This window comes from Nostoc sp. ChiQUE02 (genome assembly GCF_034531305.2).
In the GTDB taxonomy this organism is placed as follows: Bacteria; Cyanobacteriota; Cyanobacteriia; order Cyanobacteriales; family Nostocaceae; genus Nostoc.
Map to the genome: position 1 here is coordinate 1 of NZ_JAVRBN020000047.1, position 16,310 is coordinate 16,310.

Annotated in this window: 13 protein-coding genes; 6 read left to right on the plus strand and 7 right to left on the minus strand. The window is 42.3% G+C overall.

Annotated features, from left to right (window positions below; translation table 11 throughout):
• On the minus strand, positions 1–773 hold a 773-nt coding region (locus RM347_RS29770; protein WP_428850634.1), incomplete at its 3' end, for a photosystem II q(b) protein.
• 312 nt (positions 774–1,085) lie between these two features.
• Here RM347_RS29770 and RM347_RS29775 point away from each other — a divergent pair.
• Complete coding sequence (locus RM347_RS29775; protein ID WP_322718157.1) at positions 1,086–1,448, plus strand: VOC family protein; 363 nt, start codon at positions 1,086–1,088, stop codon at positions 1,446–1,448.
• Positions 1,449–1,499: 51 nt separating this feature from the next.
• Here RM347_RS29775 and RM347_RS29780 read toward each other — a convergent pair whose 3' ends face one another.
• Both RM347_RS29780 and murG read right to left on the minus strand, forming a co-directional pair.
• Positions 1,500–2,843: a hypothetical protein gene (locus RM347_RS29780; RefSeq protein WP_322718158.1), complete on the minus strand. Its 1,344-nt coding sequence runs from the start codon at positions 2,841–2,843 to the stop codon at positions 1,500–1,502.
• An 80-nt stretch (positions 2,844–2,923) separates the two neighbouring features.
• Positions 2,924–3,997 (minus strand): undecaprenyldiphospho-muramoylpentapeptide beta-N-acetylglucosaminyltransferase, encoded by a 1,074-nt coding sequence (murG, locus tag RM347_RS29785; protein WP_322718159.1) that lies wholly within the window; start codon positions 3,995–3,997, stop codon positions 2,924–2,926.
• Positions 3,998–4,081: 84 nt separating this feature from the next.
• On the opposite strand from murG, the gene RM347_RS29790 reads away from it, so the two are divergent.
• From RM347_RS29790 to ribD, 3 genes are all read left to right on the plus strand, one after another.
• On the plus strand, positions 4,082–4,921 hold the full coding sequence (locus RM347_RS29790; RefSeq protein WP_322718160.1) for a nuclear transport factor 2 family protein: 840 nt from the start codon (positions 4,082–4,084) through the stop codon (positions 4,919–4,921).
• Positions 4,922–5,097: 176 nt separating this feature from the next.
• Entirely contained in the window at positions 5,098–5,871 is a 774-nt protein-coding gene (locus tag RM347_RS29795) for an SDR family oxidoreductase (RefSeq protein WP_322718161.1), read from the plus strand.
• A 325-nt stretch (positions 5,872–6,196) separates the two neighbouring features.
• Positions 6,197–7,447 (plus strand): bifunctional diaminohydroxyphosphoribosylaminopyrimidine deaminase/5-amino-6-(5-phosphoribosylamino)uracil reductase RibD, encoded by a 1,251-nt coding sequence (gene ribD, locus RM347_RS29800; protein ID WP_322718162.1) that lies wholly within the window; start codon positions 6,197–6,199, stop codon positions 7,445–7,447.
• 50 nt (positions 7,448–7,497) lie between these two features.
• On the opposite strand, the gene RM347_RS29805 is transcribed toward ribD, so the two are convergent.
• The 3 genes from RM347_RS29805 to RM347_RS29815 form a co-directional block, all read right to left on the minus strand.
• The gene (locus RM347_RS29805) at positions 7,498–7,716 is read right to left on the minus strand and encodes a hypothetical protein (protein ID WP_109012126.1); all 219 of its coding nucleotides are present in this window, start codon (positions 7,714–7,716) and stop codon (positions 7,498–7,500) included.
• Between the two features lie 351 nt (positions 7,717–8,067).
• Positions 8,068–9,912: a protein kinase domain-containing protein gene (locus tag RM347_RS29810; RefSeq protein ID WP_322718163.1), complete on the minus strand. Its 1,845-nt coding sequence runs from the start codon at positions 9,910–9,912 to the stop codon at positions 8,068–8,070.
• 268 nt (positions 9,913–10,180) lie between these two features.
• On the minus strand, positions 10,181–11,227 hold the full coding sequence (locus RM347_RS29815) for a hypothetical protein (RefSeq protein ID WP_322718164.1): 1,047 nt from the start codon (positions 11,225–11,227) through the stop codon (positions 10,181–10,183).
• 795 nt (positions 11,228–12,022) lie between these two features.
• On the opposite strand from RM347_RS29815, the gene RM347_RS29820 reads away from it, so the two are divergent.
• Positions 12,023–13,951, plus strand: a complete 1,929-nt coding sequence (locus tag RM347_RS29820; protein WP_322718165.1) for an alpha-amylase family glycosyl hydrolase — start codon at positions 12,023–12,025, stop codon at positions 13,949–13,951.
• A 434-nt stretch (positions 13,952–14,385) separates the two neighbouring features.
• Complete coding sequence (locus tag RM347_RS29825) at positions 14,386–15,126, plus strand: hypothetical protein (protein ID WP_322718166.1); 741 nt, start codon at positions 14,386–14,388, stop codon at positions 15,124–15,126.
• 613 nt (positions 15,127–15,739) lie between these two features.
• Here RM347_RS29825 and RM347_RS29830 read toward each other — a convergent pair.
• Positions 15,740–16,147, minus strand: coding sequence for a hypothetical protein (locus RM347_RS29830; RefSeq protein ID WP_322718167.1), 408 nt, complete (start codon positions 16,145–16,147; stop codon positions 15,740–15,742).
• Positions 16,148–16,310: the final 163 nt, after the last annotated feature.

A 16,310-nucleotide genomic window follows, 5' to 3' on the forward strand; every position in this document is an offset into this window, starting at 1 on the left:
AGACGACCGAAGTAGCCGTGGGCTGCAACGATGTTGTAGGTTTCTTCTTCTTGACCGAATTTGTAACCGTAGTTTTGGGACTCGGTTTCGGTTGTTTCACGAACCAAAGAAGAAGTTACTAGTGAACCATGCATTGCAGAGAACAAACTTCCACCGAATACACCTGCTACACCTAATTGGTGGAAGGGGTGCATTAAGATGTTGTGTTCTGCTTGGAAGACGATCATGAAGTTGAAGGTTCCGGAGATACCCAAAGGCATACCATCGCTAAATGAACCTTGTCCGATGGGGTATACGAGGAATACTGCGGTTGCTGCTGCAACGGGAGCAGAATATGCTATAGCAATCCAAGGACGCATTCCTAAGCGGTAGGATAGTTCCCATTCACGACCCATGTAGCAGAATACGCCAATCAGGAAGTGGAAAATTACCAATTGGTAAGGACCACCGTTGTACAGCCACTCATCAAGAGATGCTGCTTCCCAGATTGGGTAGAAGTGCAAGCCGATGGCGTTGGAGGAAGGTACTACTGCACCGGAGATGATGTTGTTTCCGTAGATCAAGGAACCTGCAACAGGTTCACGGATTCCATCGATGTCTACTGGAGGTGCGGCGATGAAGGCGATTACGAAGCAGGCGGTTGCGGCTAGCAGGGTGGGGATCATGACTACGCCGAACCAACCGATGTAGATCCGGTTGTTGGTGCTGGTGATCCACTCACAGAATCTATCCCATACGTTGGCGCTTTCGCGACGTTGTAAGGTTGTTGTCATTGTTTTATAAGTGCGGTTAGTTATTTATGAATCAGGCGGTTTTGTCTTTGCCTGTGAAACTACTTTACACTGCTTTACAATTTTTAATCAAGTTTTATTACTTCAGCAAAGCTGATAAAAGTCATTAGTTTTGCTTATTTAAAAATTATATTTAGTGTTTGCGGGTGTTAAAAATACAAAAAACACGGAATTTATATAGGTTTACTCTGGTGTCAGCGCCCAAAAGATAAAATAGAAAGGAAAATTGCTGTTATCGACTCTGAATAGAGAGTTGATATAGATTATTACCGAAATTAGGAGGGGACGTGTGACATGACAATTACTCTAAATCACACCATAGTGCCCGCACATGACAAGGAAGCATCGGCGACGTTCTTTGCAAAAATTTTTGGTTTAGAGGTTGAGGTTCCCGTTGACCACTTTGCTGCTGTGCATGTCAATGATGGACTGACGCTAGACTTCGCTGACGCTGAAACATTCGAGTCGCATCATTATGCCTTCCATGTCAGTGACGAGGAATTTGATGCAATTTTTGCACGCGTCAACGAGGCCGGTATTGAATATAGTAGCGACCCCATGCATCATAATAAAGGACAAATTAACCACAGGAAGGAAGGTCGTGGCTTCTATTTCTATGATCCCAATGGTCATAACTTAGAACTGTTGACCAAATAATTACTAATTCGTAATACTTGCTTCCGGCGAGTATTACGAATTAGTAATGCATTACTTCTTGACTAAAAAATATGCTGTAGCATAGTCCGGCAATTGGCTGATATTCTGCCCAAACTCTTTTTTATTCTTAAAAATACCTGCCAAAAAATCGAGTTGATAAAGATTGGGTAAAAATGCTCCGCCTGTATCAGCGATGACTCCCATTTGCAAATGTTTGCGACCACCTTGAGTGTGCTCAATCACAACCACTTTACCTAAGCCGATATTCAAAACATCTCCAGCAAAAGTGACTCCGGGTTTGATAGATATTTTTGCATCTATTTTGTATCCATAGCCTTTAATAGCATTAACCTCTCTAAAATACCAATAACGCTTTTGTGCTGTTGCTTTCAATCCGCGAATGTAAGGCATTCCATTATTTCTATCTACATTAAAAAATGCCTTATAACCATCTGTAAAATTAATCAGTATTGTTCCTTCCATAATTGCTTCTTCTAAGCCATTTCTGGTTAGATAAGCGAGATTTGTAACTTTACCAAATTCTTTACCACCGGGTTCGTAAATACCCGATAAAACATCCTGCTTTGTGTATCTAGTGTAAAACTTATCGTTATTAAAGTTTTCTTTTAAGCTATAAATTGGTGTATTAAAAGTAGAAGTTTTCTTACGAGAACCAGAGTGAGTAAAGACAGCATATTTGGTAATTCGTAATTGTTTTTGCTGTTTACTCTTTGGGTTGTAGGCAGTCCATTTAATGACTCGAAAATTGGTATTGATAAATTTATGGTCTTGTAAACGAGTAGCTCGATTATTAGCAATATCCTCCTTTAAAACAGCAATCATGAAATCCAAAGTTTTGAGAACATCTGGCACAGTAACTCCTTGAGTAGCAAGTACTCCTGTACGCATAACATCTGGATCTTCTGAGGCGTAGTCTTGAAAATATTTTCTAGTATTAACGAGAACGGTTAATAAATCTCCTTGATTGAAATTAACCTTACTACTTGGTAGTTTTACTGTACTAAAAACTTGGCTGCCATTAACGCTAAATTTATATTTTTTGAACTCATCAACAACTGGATAGGGTGTAGATGCTGCTAACAAATCCTGCTGAGATGAAAAAGCATTTTGCTCGCCTAAAATCTGATCGGATGTTTGTTGAACGACAAAAGGATTTTGAAACTTTGAAGTAAGTGGATCGGCAACTTGATTTGAAGTGAAGGAAATATGTGATTGAAGTGGGGTAAAATTTTCTTGCTGAGTAAAAGACTGTTCTTGTGGGGCTAGCTGTTTAATTGTTGACTGATTATATAGATGGCTACTGGCTAAACTGACAAGGAACAAACCAGCACAACCTACTGTGAGGCGAAATTTTTGGTTAAATAAAATATTCATAACCTAGAGAATAAATTCCTATTATCTCTTAGTATCTTCACTCCGTGACGCTGCGCGAACAATTTTGAATTTGGAATTTTTTAAGTTTCTATCATCTCACGCACTAACTGCGCCAACTTTTCGGCACTATCAGGAACTGCGATCGCTTTTGCGTTTTCCCCCATCTTTGCTAATTCTTGCGGTGACTGCAATAAATTCAACACATTACTTTGCAATACTTCAGTCGTCAACTCTGATTGCTTCAACGTTAACGCTGCACCAGCTTTTGTAAATACGTCTGCATTATAAGATTGATGGTCTTCTGCGGCAAAGGGGTAAGGAATCAAAATCGCTGGTTTTCCACATACTGCCAATTCTGTCAAGCTACCTGCGCCAGAACGACTAATCGCTAGAGATGCTCGTTGCAACAACGCCGCCATATTGTTGTAAAAAGGTAAGGCTATGTACTGTGGATGTTTGAGACTATCTGCTTCTGGATCGCGATCACCAGTTAAGTGTACTAGATATGCACCAGCATCAAACCAAGCTTTTGCAGATTCGCGCACCAACTTATTAACTGCAACTGCACCCTGGCTACCACCAAAGACGACAATTAAGGGAACACCTTCAGGAATGGCTAAATCCAGCGATGCATCAATTGTCCCATCGAGAAATTGTGCTCTTACGGGAGTGCCAACACAGACATTTTTAGCACGGGGTAAATACTTAGCAGCTACTTCAAATCCCAAGGCTACCGCACTACACCAAGGGCCAAAAAAACGAGTTACTTTACCTGGTAAGGCATTAGATTCGTGGAAAATCACGGGTAAACCTAGGGAACGCGCCGCAATCACTGCTGGTCCGGCAATGTAACCCCCTGTGGTAAACACCCCTTGAAAATTCCCCTGTTTGAGAATTCGTCTGACTTTCAGAATCGAAAGGGCGAGTTTACCCAAGATGCGAATCGAGGAGAGTCCAAACCCTTGCTGAAACCCTTCAACTGCAATAGTATTCAAGGGATACTCCTTAGGGACAAGGTGAGTTTCTAGCCGATTGGGTACTCCCAGCCATTCTATTTGATAATCTGGAAGTTTTTGTGCCAGTGCGATCGCTGGAAACAAGTGTCCCCCAGTCCCACTGGCAGCTATTAATAATCGTATCGGTGCGTTTGCCATCAAACCTCTACCGTTTAGCGTCTAGCTTAACTAAGATAAAACAATTTCCTCACTTTCTCTAATCAAATCAGTAAATTCTTACCAATGACTAAAATTATTACTGCCTTAGTGAGACGCCAACTCAGATTGCCTGCAAATATCTGGCTGGTTACGTTCCTGCTAACCCTTGGTTTAACAAGTGGTTGGCAACGCACTCAAGCAACGACACCACAGCAATTAGCCCAAGCTGGTACAGCCCAAAATGCACCAGCCGATCTGAAAAATCTTTTGACACAAGTTGATGCCGCCGCCAGCCGGGGCGATGTCAAAGGGGTGTTGCAATTCTACAGCCCCAATTTCACTCATGGGGATGGATTAAACCTCCAAACCTTGGAAAAGTCTTTGATTTCACTTTGGCAACGATATCCCAAATTGCAATACAGTACGAAACTGCTATCTTCAAAACCTGAAGGCAATGGAATTATTGCCGAAACAGAAACAAACATAACTGGCTTACCCTCCGGTAACGCTAATAAGTTAGCTCTCAATGCCACGATTAAATCGCGTCAGCGCATTGCAGGCGGAAAAATCGTCCACCAAGACATTTTGTCAGAACGCACCCTACTTACCTCTGGCAGCAAGCCGCCCCAAATTGATATTAAATTACCACAGCAGGTGAAAGTCGGTCAGAAGTATAATTTTGATGCGATCGTCGAAGAACCACTTGGTGATGATTTTTTACTAGGAACGGCGCTAGAGGAACCCATCCAACCAGATAAATTTCTCAACCCCACATCTGTGGATTTGCAATTACTAACATCTGGTGGACTGTTTAAAGTTGGACAAGCACCATCTACCCCTGGTAGCCAATGGGTTTCTGCCGTAATCCTGCGGGGTAATGGGATGACGATGATAACTCAGCGCCTGCAAGTGGTGAAGAAGTAGTTAGGAGTTAGGAGAGACCCGATTAATCGCGTCTGTACAAGAGTTAGGAGAGACCCGATTAATCGCGTCTGTACAAGAGTTAGGAGTTATAGACCGACTGATGATAAATTATGAACCATGAAACTTGTGCTAATTCATAATTCATAGTTGTTAACTCCTCACTCCTAACTATCCTAATGACTTCCCTACAAAATCAAACCATTTTGATCACTGGTGCAAGTAGTGGTATTGGTACTGCTTGTGCGAGAATCTTCGCTGGTGCGGGTGCAAAACTGATTTTAGCGGCAAGACGCTTAGAACGTTTGCAGCAGTTAGCAGATACTCTCAATAAAGATTTTAGGACTGAAGTTCATTTGTTACAGCTAGATGTGCGCGATCGCAGCGCTGTGGAATCTGCCATTGCGACTCTACCCTCTGCCTGGTCTGAAATTGACATTCTCATTAATAATGCTGGTCTAAGTCGCGGTTTAGACAAGTTGCATGAGGGCAGCTTTCAAGATTGGGAAGACATGATTGATACTAACATTAAGGGTTTACTTTACCTATCCCGCTATGTCGTTCCTGGAATGGTGAGTCGCGATCGCGGTCATGTGGTAAATTTAGGTTCCATTGCCGGACATCAAACCTATCCCGGTGGCAATGTCTACTGTGCTAGCAAAGCTGCTGTGAGAGCAATTTCTGAAGGTTTAAAACAAGACCTGTTGGGAACGCGGGTACGTGTAACTTCCGTTGACCCTGGTATGGTAGAAACAGAATTTAGCGAGGTGCGCTTTCACGGAGATACTGAACGCGCCAACAAAGTCTACCAGGGAGTTACACCCCTGACAGCAGATGATGTGGCTGATGTGATATTTTTCTGTGTGACGCGATCGCCCCATGTCAATATTAATGAAGTTGTGCTGATGCCTGTTGACCAAGCTAGCGCTACCCTGGTTAATCGGCGAACATAAAAGTAACCCATCTCGTACTATTTTGGATTTGAGATTTTGCGTTCGCGTAGCGTGTCGGAGACAAAAGTTTGTAGCAAGATTCCGCAGGGTGCAGCGTCTTATAGAGAGCATTTGCTCCGCTTTCTCGTACAGCTTTGCATAGTTGCGGGATAGATTTAGCAACTTCCAAAATTTTCCTTATGCTTGCCCCAATTCATCCCACTTTTCTGCAACGCTTCCCGTACCCCTGCCTGGATATTTCTGTTTATATCAGGATCAAAGCGCGATTCTCCTGTGGAAAGGCTGGGCGATCGCGTGCATAACATTTACAGTATTGCTTAAAATTATGGATAATTTCCCTGTGGTCGCTCAAGCAGATGCATCCTTACCAAATTACACTCAGGAAAATATACTTTTGGTGGAGTCAGCAGTTGGCTCGAATTCATCACCAAAGGAAAAGGTAGGAAGTGACTTTGACTCTCGCATGATGCTGCGGTGCTTGGAACTTGCTCGCCTGGCCTTAGGGCGCACTTCGCCAAATCCACTAGTGGGAGCAGTGATTGTCAAGGATGGCGAGATTGTCGGGGAAGGGTTTCATCCTCGTGCAGGTGAGCCTCATGCAGAAGTGTTTGCCTTAAAAGCAGCAGGCGTTGGCGCAGCCTCTCCCCAGGAGAATCGCGCTCGTGGTGCAACAATTTATGTAAACCTCGAACCTTGCAATCACTACGGGCGTACTCCCCCTTGTTCGGAAGGATTGATCCAAGCAGGGGTGGCAAAAGTAGTAGTGGGTATGGTTGATCCCAATCCACTGGTAGCTGGAGGTGGTATTGCCCGTTTACGAGCGGCGGGGATCGAAGTGTTGGTAGGAGTAGAAGAGGCAGCTTGTCATCAGCTAAATGAAGCTTTTGTGCATCGTATTCTCTACAAGCGCCCTTTGGGAATTTTAAAATATGCCATGACTTTAGATGGCAAAATCGCTACTAACTCTGGCCACAGCGCCTGGGTGACAAGCCAAGATGCCCGTAGTGAAGTACATCAGCTGCGAGCCGCTTGTGACGCAATAATTGTCGGTGGTAATACAGTCCGACAAGACAATCCTTACTTAACCAGCCATCAGGTGGGGGCACATAATCCCCTGCGAGTGGTGATGAGTCGCCATCTCAACTTACCGGAAAGTGCCCATCTGTGGCAAACTGCGGATGCTCCAACTTTGGTATTGACAGAGGAGGGTGCTAACCCCGATTTTCAAGAACTGTTGCTCAAACAGGGGGTGGAGGTGGTGGAAGTAACATCCCTTACACCAGACAAGGCAATGGCGTACTTATACGATCGGGGTTTTTCTAGCGTGTTGTGGGAGTGTGGGGGTACCTTAGCTGCTAGTGCGATCGCTCAAGGAGCAGTGCAAAAAGTTCTAGCATTTATCGCCCCGAAAATCATTGGTGGTAGTATTGCTCCTACACCTGTGGGCGATTTAGGCTTTACTACCATGACTGAGGCGTTGTCTCTAGAACGTGTTCGTTGGCGTGTAGTAGGCTCTGACTGCTTAGTGGAAGGTTATTTTTCCAAAAAGCCAATAGTCAATAGTAATAACACTTGACTATCAATTAATTCATCGTAATTTTGCGTTGGCGTAGCCCGCCGTAGGCATCATGAACACTGGCGTTCATGAGCAATATCACGTATAAGGGCTAGCCGAGATTGAATGTAGTGGCACAGATAATCAGTTTCGTTAGAATCTAACAACACTTGCGTTTCGGTTTGTTTCACTAACCACTGCACCAAGCTAGCATCATCCAGTTGTAAGAGGAGCTTGGCTTGGGCGGTTTCAACCACTGACCAAAGCTGACGCATAATTGTAGGAGTCATCAGACCTCAATTGAATAATTTAGCTTAGCTGTCTTCAGATTACACAATTTTGATCGCACTTTACGACATGAATGTAGAAGCTGAGACAAGTATTATTAAAAACTTAATAATGCTATTTATAACTTTATGAAGATTAAGAATTGAAAACTCAGTTTGAAATTGGGGATTGGGAGTTGCAAAAGCTAGAAAACAAATGCACTAATTCTAAAAATTGGGTTTTTGTACTTGGTAAGACTGAAATTGTGTTGATTGCAGACCAATAAATACAGTTTTTTATTGACTATATTGAATACCGAATCTGTGTTAAGGGATACAGAAACCTAAATTTTGAGAAATATTGTTCTCAAAAAATTAACACCTTTTGCCTGTAGATGGATTCACAAAATCATGTAAATCTGCATCCCAAATACTAATATAAATAAAATCACATTGTTGGCGGATAATCTGACCTTTAACTAAGCCATTTTTAAAACTAAAATTATCAGACTGTCGCTGTTGTATCTGTTTGAGTCCCTGCTTAATTTCTTCAGTGGCTTGCCCACCTAACATTCCATTCAAGGTAGCCTCCATTATCTGGGGGTCTACTGATTGGGCAAAAGATACCTCAGTTTGACGCAGCACTTTAGAATTACGATCAAATAAATAGCCTAGGTCAATTTTATCAGGCACTAGTTTGTAAACAACAGCACGGGTCTTGCCCCATGCGCCTCTTAAATCTTGATTTGGTTTGCCGAGGGTAGCTTCTACAGCGCTTCTTGATGTACCTGTAGGAAATGCGGGAACACTTTTGCTACTTTGGCTACTGCTAGTCGTAGCTAATTTACTAGGTCGCCGATCGTTGTTTTGTGCTGTGGAAGTTGCTTCTGGGGTGGGAGGTGCAATATTCTCTGGTTCTGGCTGTGGTGTTGATACTGCTACTGGCGCTGGAGTATCTGAAGTTACAGGCTCTTTTTCTGGCTGTGCTATGGATACAACTGGGGGACTAGAGGTTGGCAAAGGATCGGGGATTACTGGCTGTTTTGGTCGTGAGGTCGGTACAACTGGGACTGGAGAAGTTTGGGAAGAAACGGGCGGTTCGGTAGGTGTAGGAGTGGGCAAAGATTCTGGCGATGGGTTTGGACTTGTGGCAATGGTTGTTTCTGGTTGTTGCTGACGAGTGATGCTAGAAATTGCTACAGCACCAAGCAAGCTGCCTACCAGCAAAGTACCAACAATCACAGCAGGTTTTTGCCAGTTTCCACGAGTAGAAGACCCTGCGATTGCAGAATTTTTTTGCGGAGAATATAATGCCTGGGTTTGTCGAGTCGATGTAGTGGTGGGAGAAAAACTGATTGTGGAAGTATTTGCAGCTAATTCAGGAGGTATATTACTAGCAGACTGCAAGGCATGTAGCATTTTACTGGCAGTGCTGTAGCGATCGCCAGCATGAGGCTTAATAGCTTGATTGAGTACCGTCGCCAATTGGGAAGAGACGTGAGGGGCGTACTGCTGCCAAAGTATTTCCCCAGTTTTGAGATCGGTTTGTAGTTCTTGCGGGTGTTTGCCAGTCAGCAGATAAATCGCCGTTAAACCTAAGCTGTAAATATCAGTAGCATAAACTGGGCGGCCAACGGCTTGTTCGCTAGGCATATAACCAGGCGTACCAATGACAAGCGATCGCGTCGGGTATCCTGGAGAATTCACCACTGAACGGATTGTTTCTTTGACTGCACCAAAATCAATCAAAACTGGCTTGCCATCAACAGAACGGAGAATAATGTTCTCAGGCTTGATATCCCGGTGAATAATGCCTTTGCTGTGGACATAATCCAAGACTGAAAGCAGACTCAAGAGAATTTGTCGAACAGCAGTTTCACTCTCAAATCCTTTAGCTTCGACAATTTTTGTCAGGGTTTGGCCGTGAATCCATTCTTGGACAAGGTAAAACTGCCCATTTTCAGAAAAGTAGGCGTAAAGTTTCGGAATTTGGTTACTACTTTCACCCAAATATTCCAAAGTTGCTGCTTCCCGTTCAAACCGCTGTTGGATAAGTTGGTAGGTTTGCGGGTCATTATTGGTTATCGGTTTAAGTTGCTTGATTACACAGCGACGGCGAGAAGGCATATGGACATCTTCTGCCAGAAAGGTTTCGCCAAACCCACCAGCGCCGATTACTTGGATGATTTGATAGCGATTGTTCAGCAGGGTTATTGTCATGAAAAGTTACAAGCGTAGACACCGGAGACATTCTGCCTCTGGGCTTGTCGTCAGACATGGCCCTTTCCAAATGTACATCAGATAAGTTCATGAGTTATGAACACTGAATTGAGAACGCCATCCCTTTCCAATTTTATTGGTAGGTGATGGCGTGAATTTGTTTAGCGTATGCGTAGCCCATCGTAGACATCGCTTTTTTGGATAGAGAGATTATTTAATACCGTCACCATAAAAACTCTATTTCCGAACCTTTTTGCGGTGACATGTACTAAGTAAATTCTATGGTCTCAACAAACTCTAAAATACTCTCCTTGATGTCTTCGGCTTCTTCTTCAACGGAATCAGGAGTTTCGCCATTGAGAAAGCTGTGCTGACTACTAACTATATACAAAAATTCACCACTGATAAAGGTGAGTAGCCCTCGATACGCATCTAATCTGATCGCAGTTCCATTATTTTCTTGCTTAGAAATCGTCGAACCTTTGGGCATATCGATTAACACGTAGTAAGCGCCTCGCAAGGTATCTTCCAGATATTCGCTATACTCCACAGAAGCATCTGGTACATTGGCAAAAATCGCTTGCGGTACATACTTGTCTACTAAGATTGTTTGTAAATATTCTTCTTGTCCAACAGACTCCAGTTCCTCTAACTGTTCTAGGGGGAAAGGATAATAATCGATTCTCAGCAAAGTACCGATATCATCAGAAAAGCCAACTACTCCTTCCTGGCTTTGAATTCTACCACCCTGCTGCGGATCAACCGGAATCTGCACAGTAAAATTACCTAAAGGGGATTCATATGTCTGTTGACTAAAATCTTCTATGACTACTGTTTCATCTTCGTCGTCTGCAAATTCTGCTTCCGCTTCTTGAAAGGCTGCAATTACCTCCTTGATGATTTCCTCTGCTTCTTCATCCTCAAGTTCCAAGGCTGTTTGTAGCTTTTTCAGGTAGGCTTGTTTTGATTTGGGGATGGCGAGATCATCGTCTAAAAGCACTATTACCCCAGCAGCAAAACCATCCAGCACTAATTCATCTGAGAGAGATACTTTGGCGGTATTAAACAGGGGCCCAATTCCCTCTTCTTCTGCAATGGAGATGAGTCTATCAACTATTTCCGCAATGTCATCTTCTGAATATTCCTCGAAGACCTCGAATTCCCAGAGGATACCCGCTAAACTTTCTGCATCTACATCTTCAATGGATGAATCCGCGATCGCGGTGACAGTTGCGATCGCCGCCACCGCTTCCTCTGGACTTAGTGATTCCTCTGATGTCTTTGGTGAGTTAAAAACCTTGTCATATTTGGTCATAATTGCTACCTGAATTAATTCCTTGATAGTAATAACAGATTGAAAGTGACAATGGTCAGTTTACCAATGGAGCGAATCTTCTAGAGAAAAATTTGGCTAATACGTGTTTTACTCAAGTATTGCTCAGGTGTAACGAAACCTTGTTGACAGCTAATCTCCAGTGCTAATTAAGCCTTGCTGTAATCCGACTCCACAGACTCCTGACTTCCTCTATCATGATTTGAGACATGTAGGAAGCGGTCGGCGATATTTTCGTAAAAACTTGAATTTAACCAGTAACCTTGGTATCCTTATTCTCCCCAGGATGCCTGATATTTCATTTCAACGTTGTCCAGGTTTTCATAGTAATCCAAATGACCGCCGATCGAGTCTTTCGGATGGTAGTAATTGACCTAACAAACTCGATCGAGTTTGTATTCCATTGGCTTGTTAACCAAGTATTGACCTTACAGGACAAATTCTTGTTTCACACCGAAGGAGTTGAGATGTTCTAAAATCTGTTGTCGAATATACACCTAAACACGGGCTAGGCTCAATATTTACCGCAAGTCGATTTAAGTAAATATTGTAAATTTTTGTGATGAAGCAATTATCGTTAATAACTGCTGTATTCCTTTGTTTTTATCCTCTAGCAGACGAATTATATCTATCGATAGATTTATAAACTAGCTAACGATAGATACCTACTCCGTAGGCAGGATGTCACAATACCGATGTTTGTAGCGACACACAATACTCTAAACGTTGTACTGTTGATCTACAAGTATGAATTACATGAAATTTTGAGTTTTTTTTATGGTACAAACTCCTCCATCTCAGTTTTCACCAGATCAATATAAAGTTGATTCTGCACGAGAAAAAGTAGAAGCTATTATAGAAACACCACCAACAGATACTGAGATTGATCTAGAGTTTCTTTACACTAGAGATATTGAATTTCGTCAGGAAACCATTTACTTTCTTGTGGTCGATCGCTTTTATGATGGCGATCCAGATAACAGCGAAGGTGCAAACTCAGAACTGTACGATCCAACTAGACAAGATTGGGGTAAGTACTGGGGTGGCGACTTGCAGGGTGTAATCGATAAGTTAGATTATCTCAAAAACATGGGGGTTACCGCCATTTGGCTAACTCCACTATTCGAGCAGGTTGAAGAGTTATTTGTTGGCAATGCAGCGCTACATGGCTATTGGACAAAAGACTTTAAGCGGATTAATCCTCGCTACATTGCGGATGGAGAGAATCCTTCTTTAAACGCCACCCAAGAAGAAAAAAATACGACCTTTGATCGGTTGATTACAGAACTGCACAAGCGGAATATGAAGCTGGTGCTGGATATTGTCTGCAACCACAGCAGCCCTGATACCAGCGGTAGCAAAGGCGAATTGTATGATGATGGCGTCAAAATTGCTGACTTCAATGATGATGTCAATAATTGGTATCACCATTACGGCGAAGTGCAAAACTGGGAAGACGATTGGCAAGTACAGAACTGTGAATTAGCTGGTCTAGCAACCTTCAATGAAAACAATACGGAATATCGGCAGTATATTAAGTCAGCAATTAAACAATGGCTAGACCGGGGTGTGGATGCACTACGGGTGGATACTGTCAAGCACATGCCTATCTGGTTTTGGCAAGAATTCACTGGTGAGATGACCAATCACAAACCAGATGTATTTATTTTTGGTGAATGGATTTACAGTAATCCTGGTGACGATCGCTCGGTGGAATTTGTTAACCACTCAGGCATGACACTTCTAGACTTTGGGTTGTGTGTGGCAATTCGAGCTGCACTGGCGCAAGGTTCAGAAAATGGATTCCAAACAATTCAATACATTTTTGACCAAGATTATCGCTATAACGGGGCAACAGAGCTAGTTACCTTCATTGATAATCATGATATGTCCCGCTTCCAATCGCTGAACCCCGATCCAGCGATGTTAAAGGTTGCGATCGCCTTAATTATGACCTGTCGCGGCATTCCCTGCATTTACTACGGTACAGAACAGTATCTGCATGATGACACCGATGGCGGTAACGATCCTTATAACCGCCCGATGATGGAAAATTGGGATACTGAGAGTGAGATTTATCGTTGCATCAGGCTACTATCTGGCTTACGGCGACTCAATCCAGCCGTGTCAATGGGTAGCCACTGGCAAAAATACTTAACACCTGATGTTTACTGTTATGTGCGTCGCTATCGTGACTCCGTGTGTTTTGTCGCTTTAAACCGGGGAGCAGAAGTTACTCTCCCTGAAGTAGAAACAGAATTACCGGATGGAGAACATACTTGTGTGGTGACTCGCAATAAGTATGAGGTGAAAGACGGCAAGATTTATGACTTGGTACTAGAAGAACGGGGAGTGCTTGTTTTCAGCCACGTTGGCGAACGGATCAAAGCACAGACAATTGTGCGCGTGCAACTCAATGGCGTGGATACCCAACCCGGTGAAATCATTGTGGTGACAGGAGATTGCCCAGAGTTGGGTAACTGGGATATCAGCAAAGCATATCCTTTAGAATACATCAACTCGAATACCTGGTCTGCCGAGATTCCCTTTGATGAAAGTACTGGTAAGCTGATTTCTTATAAATATGCCATGTGGCGGGAAGGGCGATCGCCTCTGCGCGAAAATCTCGTAAATCGCCGTTGGGTGATTGCCAAAGAAGGTACAGTTAAATGGCGTGATACCTGGGCATCAGGAAGAGAATCGTAGAAATTTCAGATAAACAATGAAGTGTGAAGGAGCAAAATTTTTATCCTTCCCACTTCACGATCTTCCTTTGAGAAACCGCGTCCACTTGTGGGTGCGGTTGTTGGCTGTTTGGAATTGTTAGCACTTCTCGTACCCTTTGAGTACTCCATTGGAGAACTCGGAGAGTAGCCGCTACAGGTATATGTATGCAATACTCTAATTTCTAAATGCTTCTTCAATATATTTTAGTTTACAGTGATCTGGATCACAGCATTTTATAAGTATAAATAGATAATATCAAGCAGATAAATATCTAATAACTGTTAAAAATAGGGACAAAAAGGCTCTACCGTTTTACAAAATAAAAGAATAGATAATAGTTTTATGAGCATTAAACTCACCAGCTTTTAATACTTACCAAGTCATCTAAAAAAATGAGAAAAAGGTAAATGGTAATGTTCGGACTATTACTGAAAAATCAATTAAGTGCTCCAAAAAAAATAAAATTTAAAAATGAAATTTTGGCACGAGTTCAAGGTCGAAATCCAGAAGCTTTGGATGACGAAATAAATTTTTATAAAACTGAATTACTTCCCTATTTTATAAAGTTGAGCCAACACAATCCTGCTTTCAGTGTTACGGAGCAGCTAAGGCTTTTAGTGGGTGTTTGGACACCAATCTGGTCTACCATATCGTTTCATGAAAGTTTACCGAAAAGAATACAAGAGCAGTCCTTTCAAATTTTCCAGCATGATGGTTACTGTGCCAGTGTAGCTCGCTATATAATGGGAAAAGAAGCGCCTTTATCCCAGAACTTTCAATCAAGATTGCCAGCTTATGATTTCATGGTTATCCAAAAATATGGAGTTCAAAATGGCAAATGGTATCTTCAAAACATTGATAGATTTCAGACTTTTACAAATAGAGAAATTCCTCTAACTTTAGAATCAGTCTACAACTGGTTTACTCATGTAGTTAACACTAAAGTCAAACTGAACGCGTCAAAATTGGTTTTGCCTAAAGCTCTCAAATTAGAAAATATAGAGATAAATCATGCTAATGAATTTAAAAAAATATCCTTAGGAACTTCTCAAGCCTTTGAGCACTTATATATAGATAATGACTGGCGACTTGTGAAAACTCAAACAGATGCCTCACATCTACCTAGTTACACAATCTCTGTGAGAAGGCAATAAGGATACATTGGTGTCAACTTAAGCAGAAACTCCTTTAAAACCTGGTTTCTAGCCTCTGGCTGGAAATGCTACTCATTGGGCTGCTGCCGCGAGTAAGGAAGGCAGAGCCTTCCAGTAGGTATTCCCAGCCAGAGGCTGGGAACGAGGGAATCTATTAAAGCTTTGTCTTGTCACATTGATTGATAAATGTTTCAGCTACTTGTTTGATTCAGACAACGAGCGCCAAATTCTTGTTCAGCTTTTCCACCGCACATATAATGCCTTAACTCCCCACAAGATTTATCTTCGACATTGCAGGGCTAACGAAGTACACTGTCTGCGGTTATACAAAGCGACAACTGTTGAAAGTAAACTCCAGCGCGTGGGCTTTGGATTTGAAACAACGCGTAATTATGGCCAATACCTTTTGTCAAAAGGACATGTAGCATTTATTGCAGGCAAGCCATGTGAATAAATATCTGAATCAAATCCAATATCTAATTTTTTTTGCTATGGTGATCCCAAAGGAATTGTTAAGTACTGACGAGGTGTCAATCAAGTGACTATTCGATTGCTTTGTATATTAGAATACAAATATTTGGAGATATTTTCTCTATAAAGTGGATCTGTTTTGTTACTTATTCGGTTGGGCAATACGCGCTTCAATATCTTCCAATGTTTGTAACAATAGACGACTTGCCTGCAATTGCCAACCCCATTTCTGAATTCTAAAAGCTAATACAGTTCCAACTATAGCTGCTAACAAACCTATGGGTTGATTTAAAGAAATTCCGAATAACAAACCCAATCCAGCAATTCCCCAAAATGGTAAGGCTGCTGCTTGTCTTTGTTCTTCCACAATTTGAGTAATCATATTAGAAGATTGCTTAGTGGCAAGTAATGCCTCTTTGACTTGCCGCTGTTCAGCTGCGGTTACTGATAAACCTATTTTACGCCGTAGTTTTTCAATTTTGCGGGCATCAGTGCTGTACTCAGTTAGCTCATCTTCTGCCATTTTCAGTAGTCTTTCTAGTTGCGCCATTGTGCATTGCATCCGGTATTACGATACTGTCATTATCCCGAATAATTGTTATTTATGGACTATAGTTTCGCATTTAATAGCACAATCAAAAATCACGCCATTGGCTGCAATATCTAAAATTGAATATGGGAAAAATATACTAGCGGTTACGCACTTAGAAACT

Excerpts from the sequence above, each read along its gene's own strand:
- RM347_RS29775 (WP_322718157.1), top strand. The coding sequence starts at position 1,086 with ATGACAATTACTCTAAATCACACCATAGTGCCCGCACATGACAAGGAA.
- RM347_RS29780 (WP_322718158.1), bottom strand. The coding sequence starts at position 2,843 with ATGAATATTTTATTTAACCAAAAATTTCGCCTCACAGTAGGTTGTGCT.
- murG (WP_322718159.1), bottom strand. The coding sequence starts at position 3,997 with ATGGCAAACGCACCGATACGATTATTAATAGCTGCCAGTGGGACTGGG.
- RM347_RS29790 (WP_322718160.1), top strand. The coding sequence starts at position 4,082 with ATGACTAAAATTATTACTGCCTTAGTGAGACGCCAACTCAGATTGCCT.
- RM347_RS29795 (WP_322718161.1), top strand. The coding sequence starts at position 5,098 with ATGACTTCCCTACAAAATCAAACCATTTTGATCACTGGTGCAAGTAGT.
- ribD (WP_322718162.1), top strand. The coding sequence starts at position 6,197 with ATGGATAATTTCCCTGTGGTCGCTCAAGCAGATGCATCCTTACCAAAT.
- RM347_RS29805 (WP_109012126.1), bottom strand. The coding sequence starts at position 7,716 with ATGACTCCTACAATTATGCGTCAGCTTTGGTCAGTGGTTGAAACCGCC.
- RM347_RS29810 (WP_322718163.1), bottom strand. The coding sequence starts at position 9,912 with ATGACAATAACCCTGCTGAACAATCGCTATCAAATCATCCAAGTAATC.
- RM347_RS29815 (WP_322718164.1), bottom strand. The coding sequence starts at position 11,227 with ATGACCAAATATGACAAGGTTTTTAACTCACCAAAGACATCAGAGGAA.
- RM347_RS29820 (WP_322718165.1), top strand. The coding sequence starts at position 12,023 with ATGGTACAAACTCCTCCATCTCAGTTTTCACCAGATCAATATAAAGTT.
- RM347_RS29825 (WP_322718166.1), top strand. The coding sequence starts at position 14,386 with ATGTTCGGACTATTACTGAAAAATCAATTAAGTGCTCCAAAAAAAATA.
- RM347_RS29830 (WP_322718167.1), bottom strand. The coding sequence starts at position 16,147 with ATGGCGCAACTAGAAAGACTACTGAAAATGGCAGAAGATGAGCTAACT.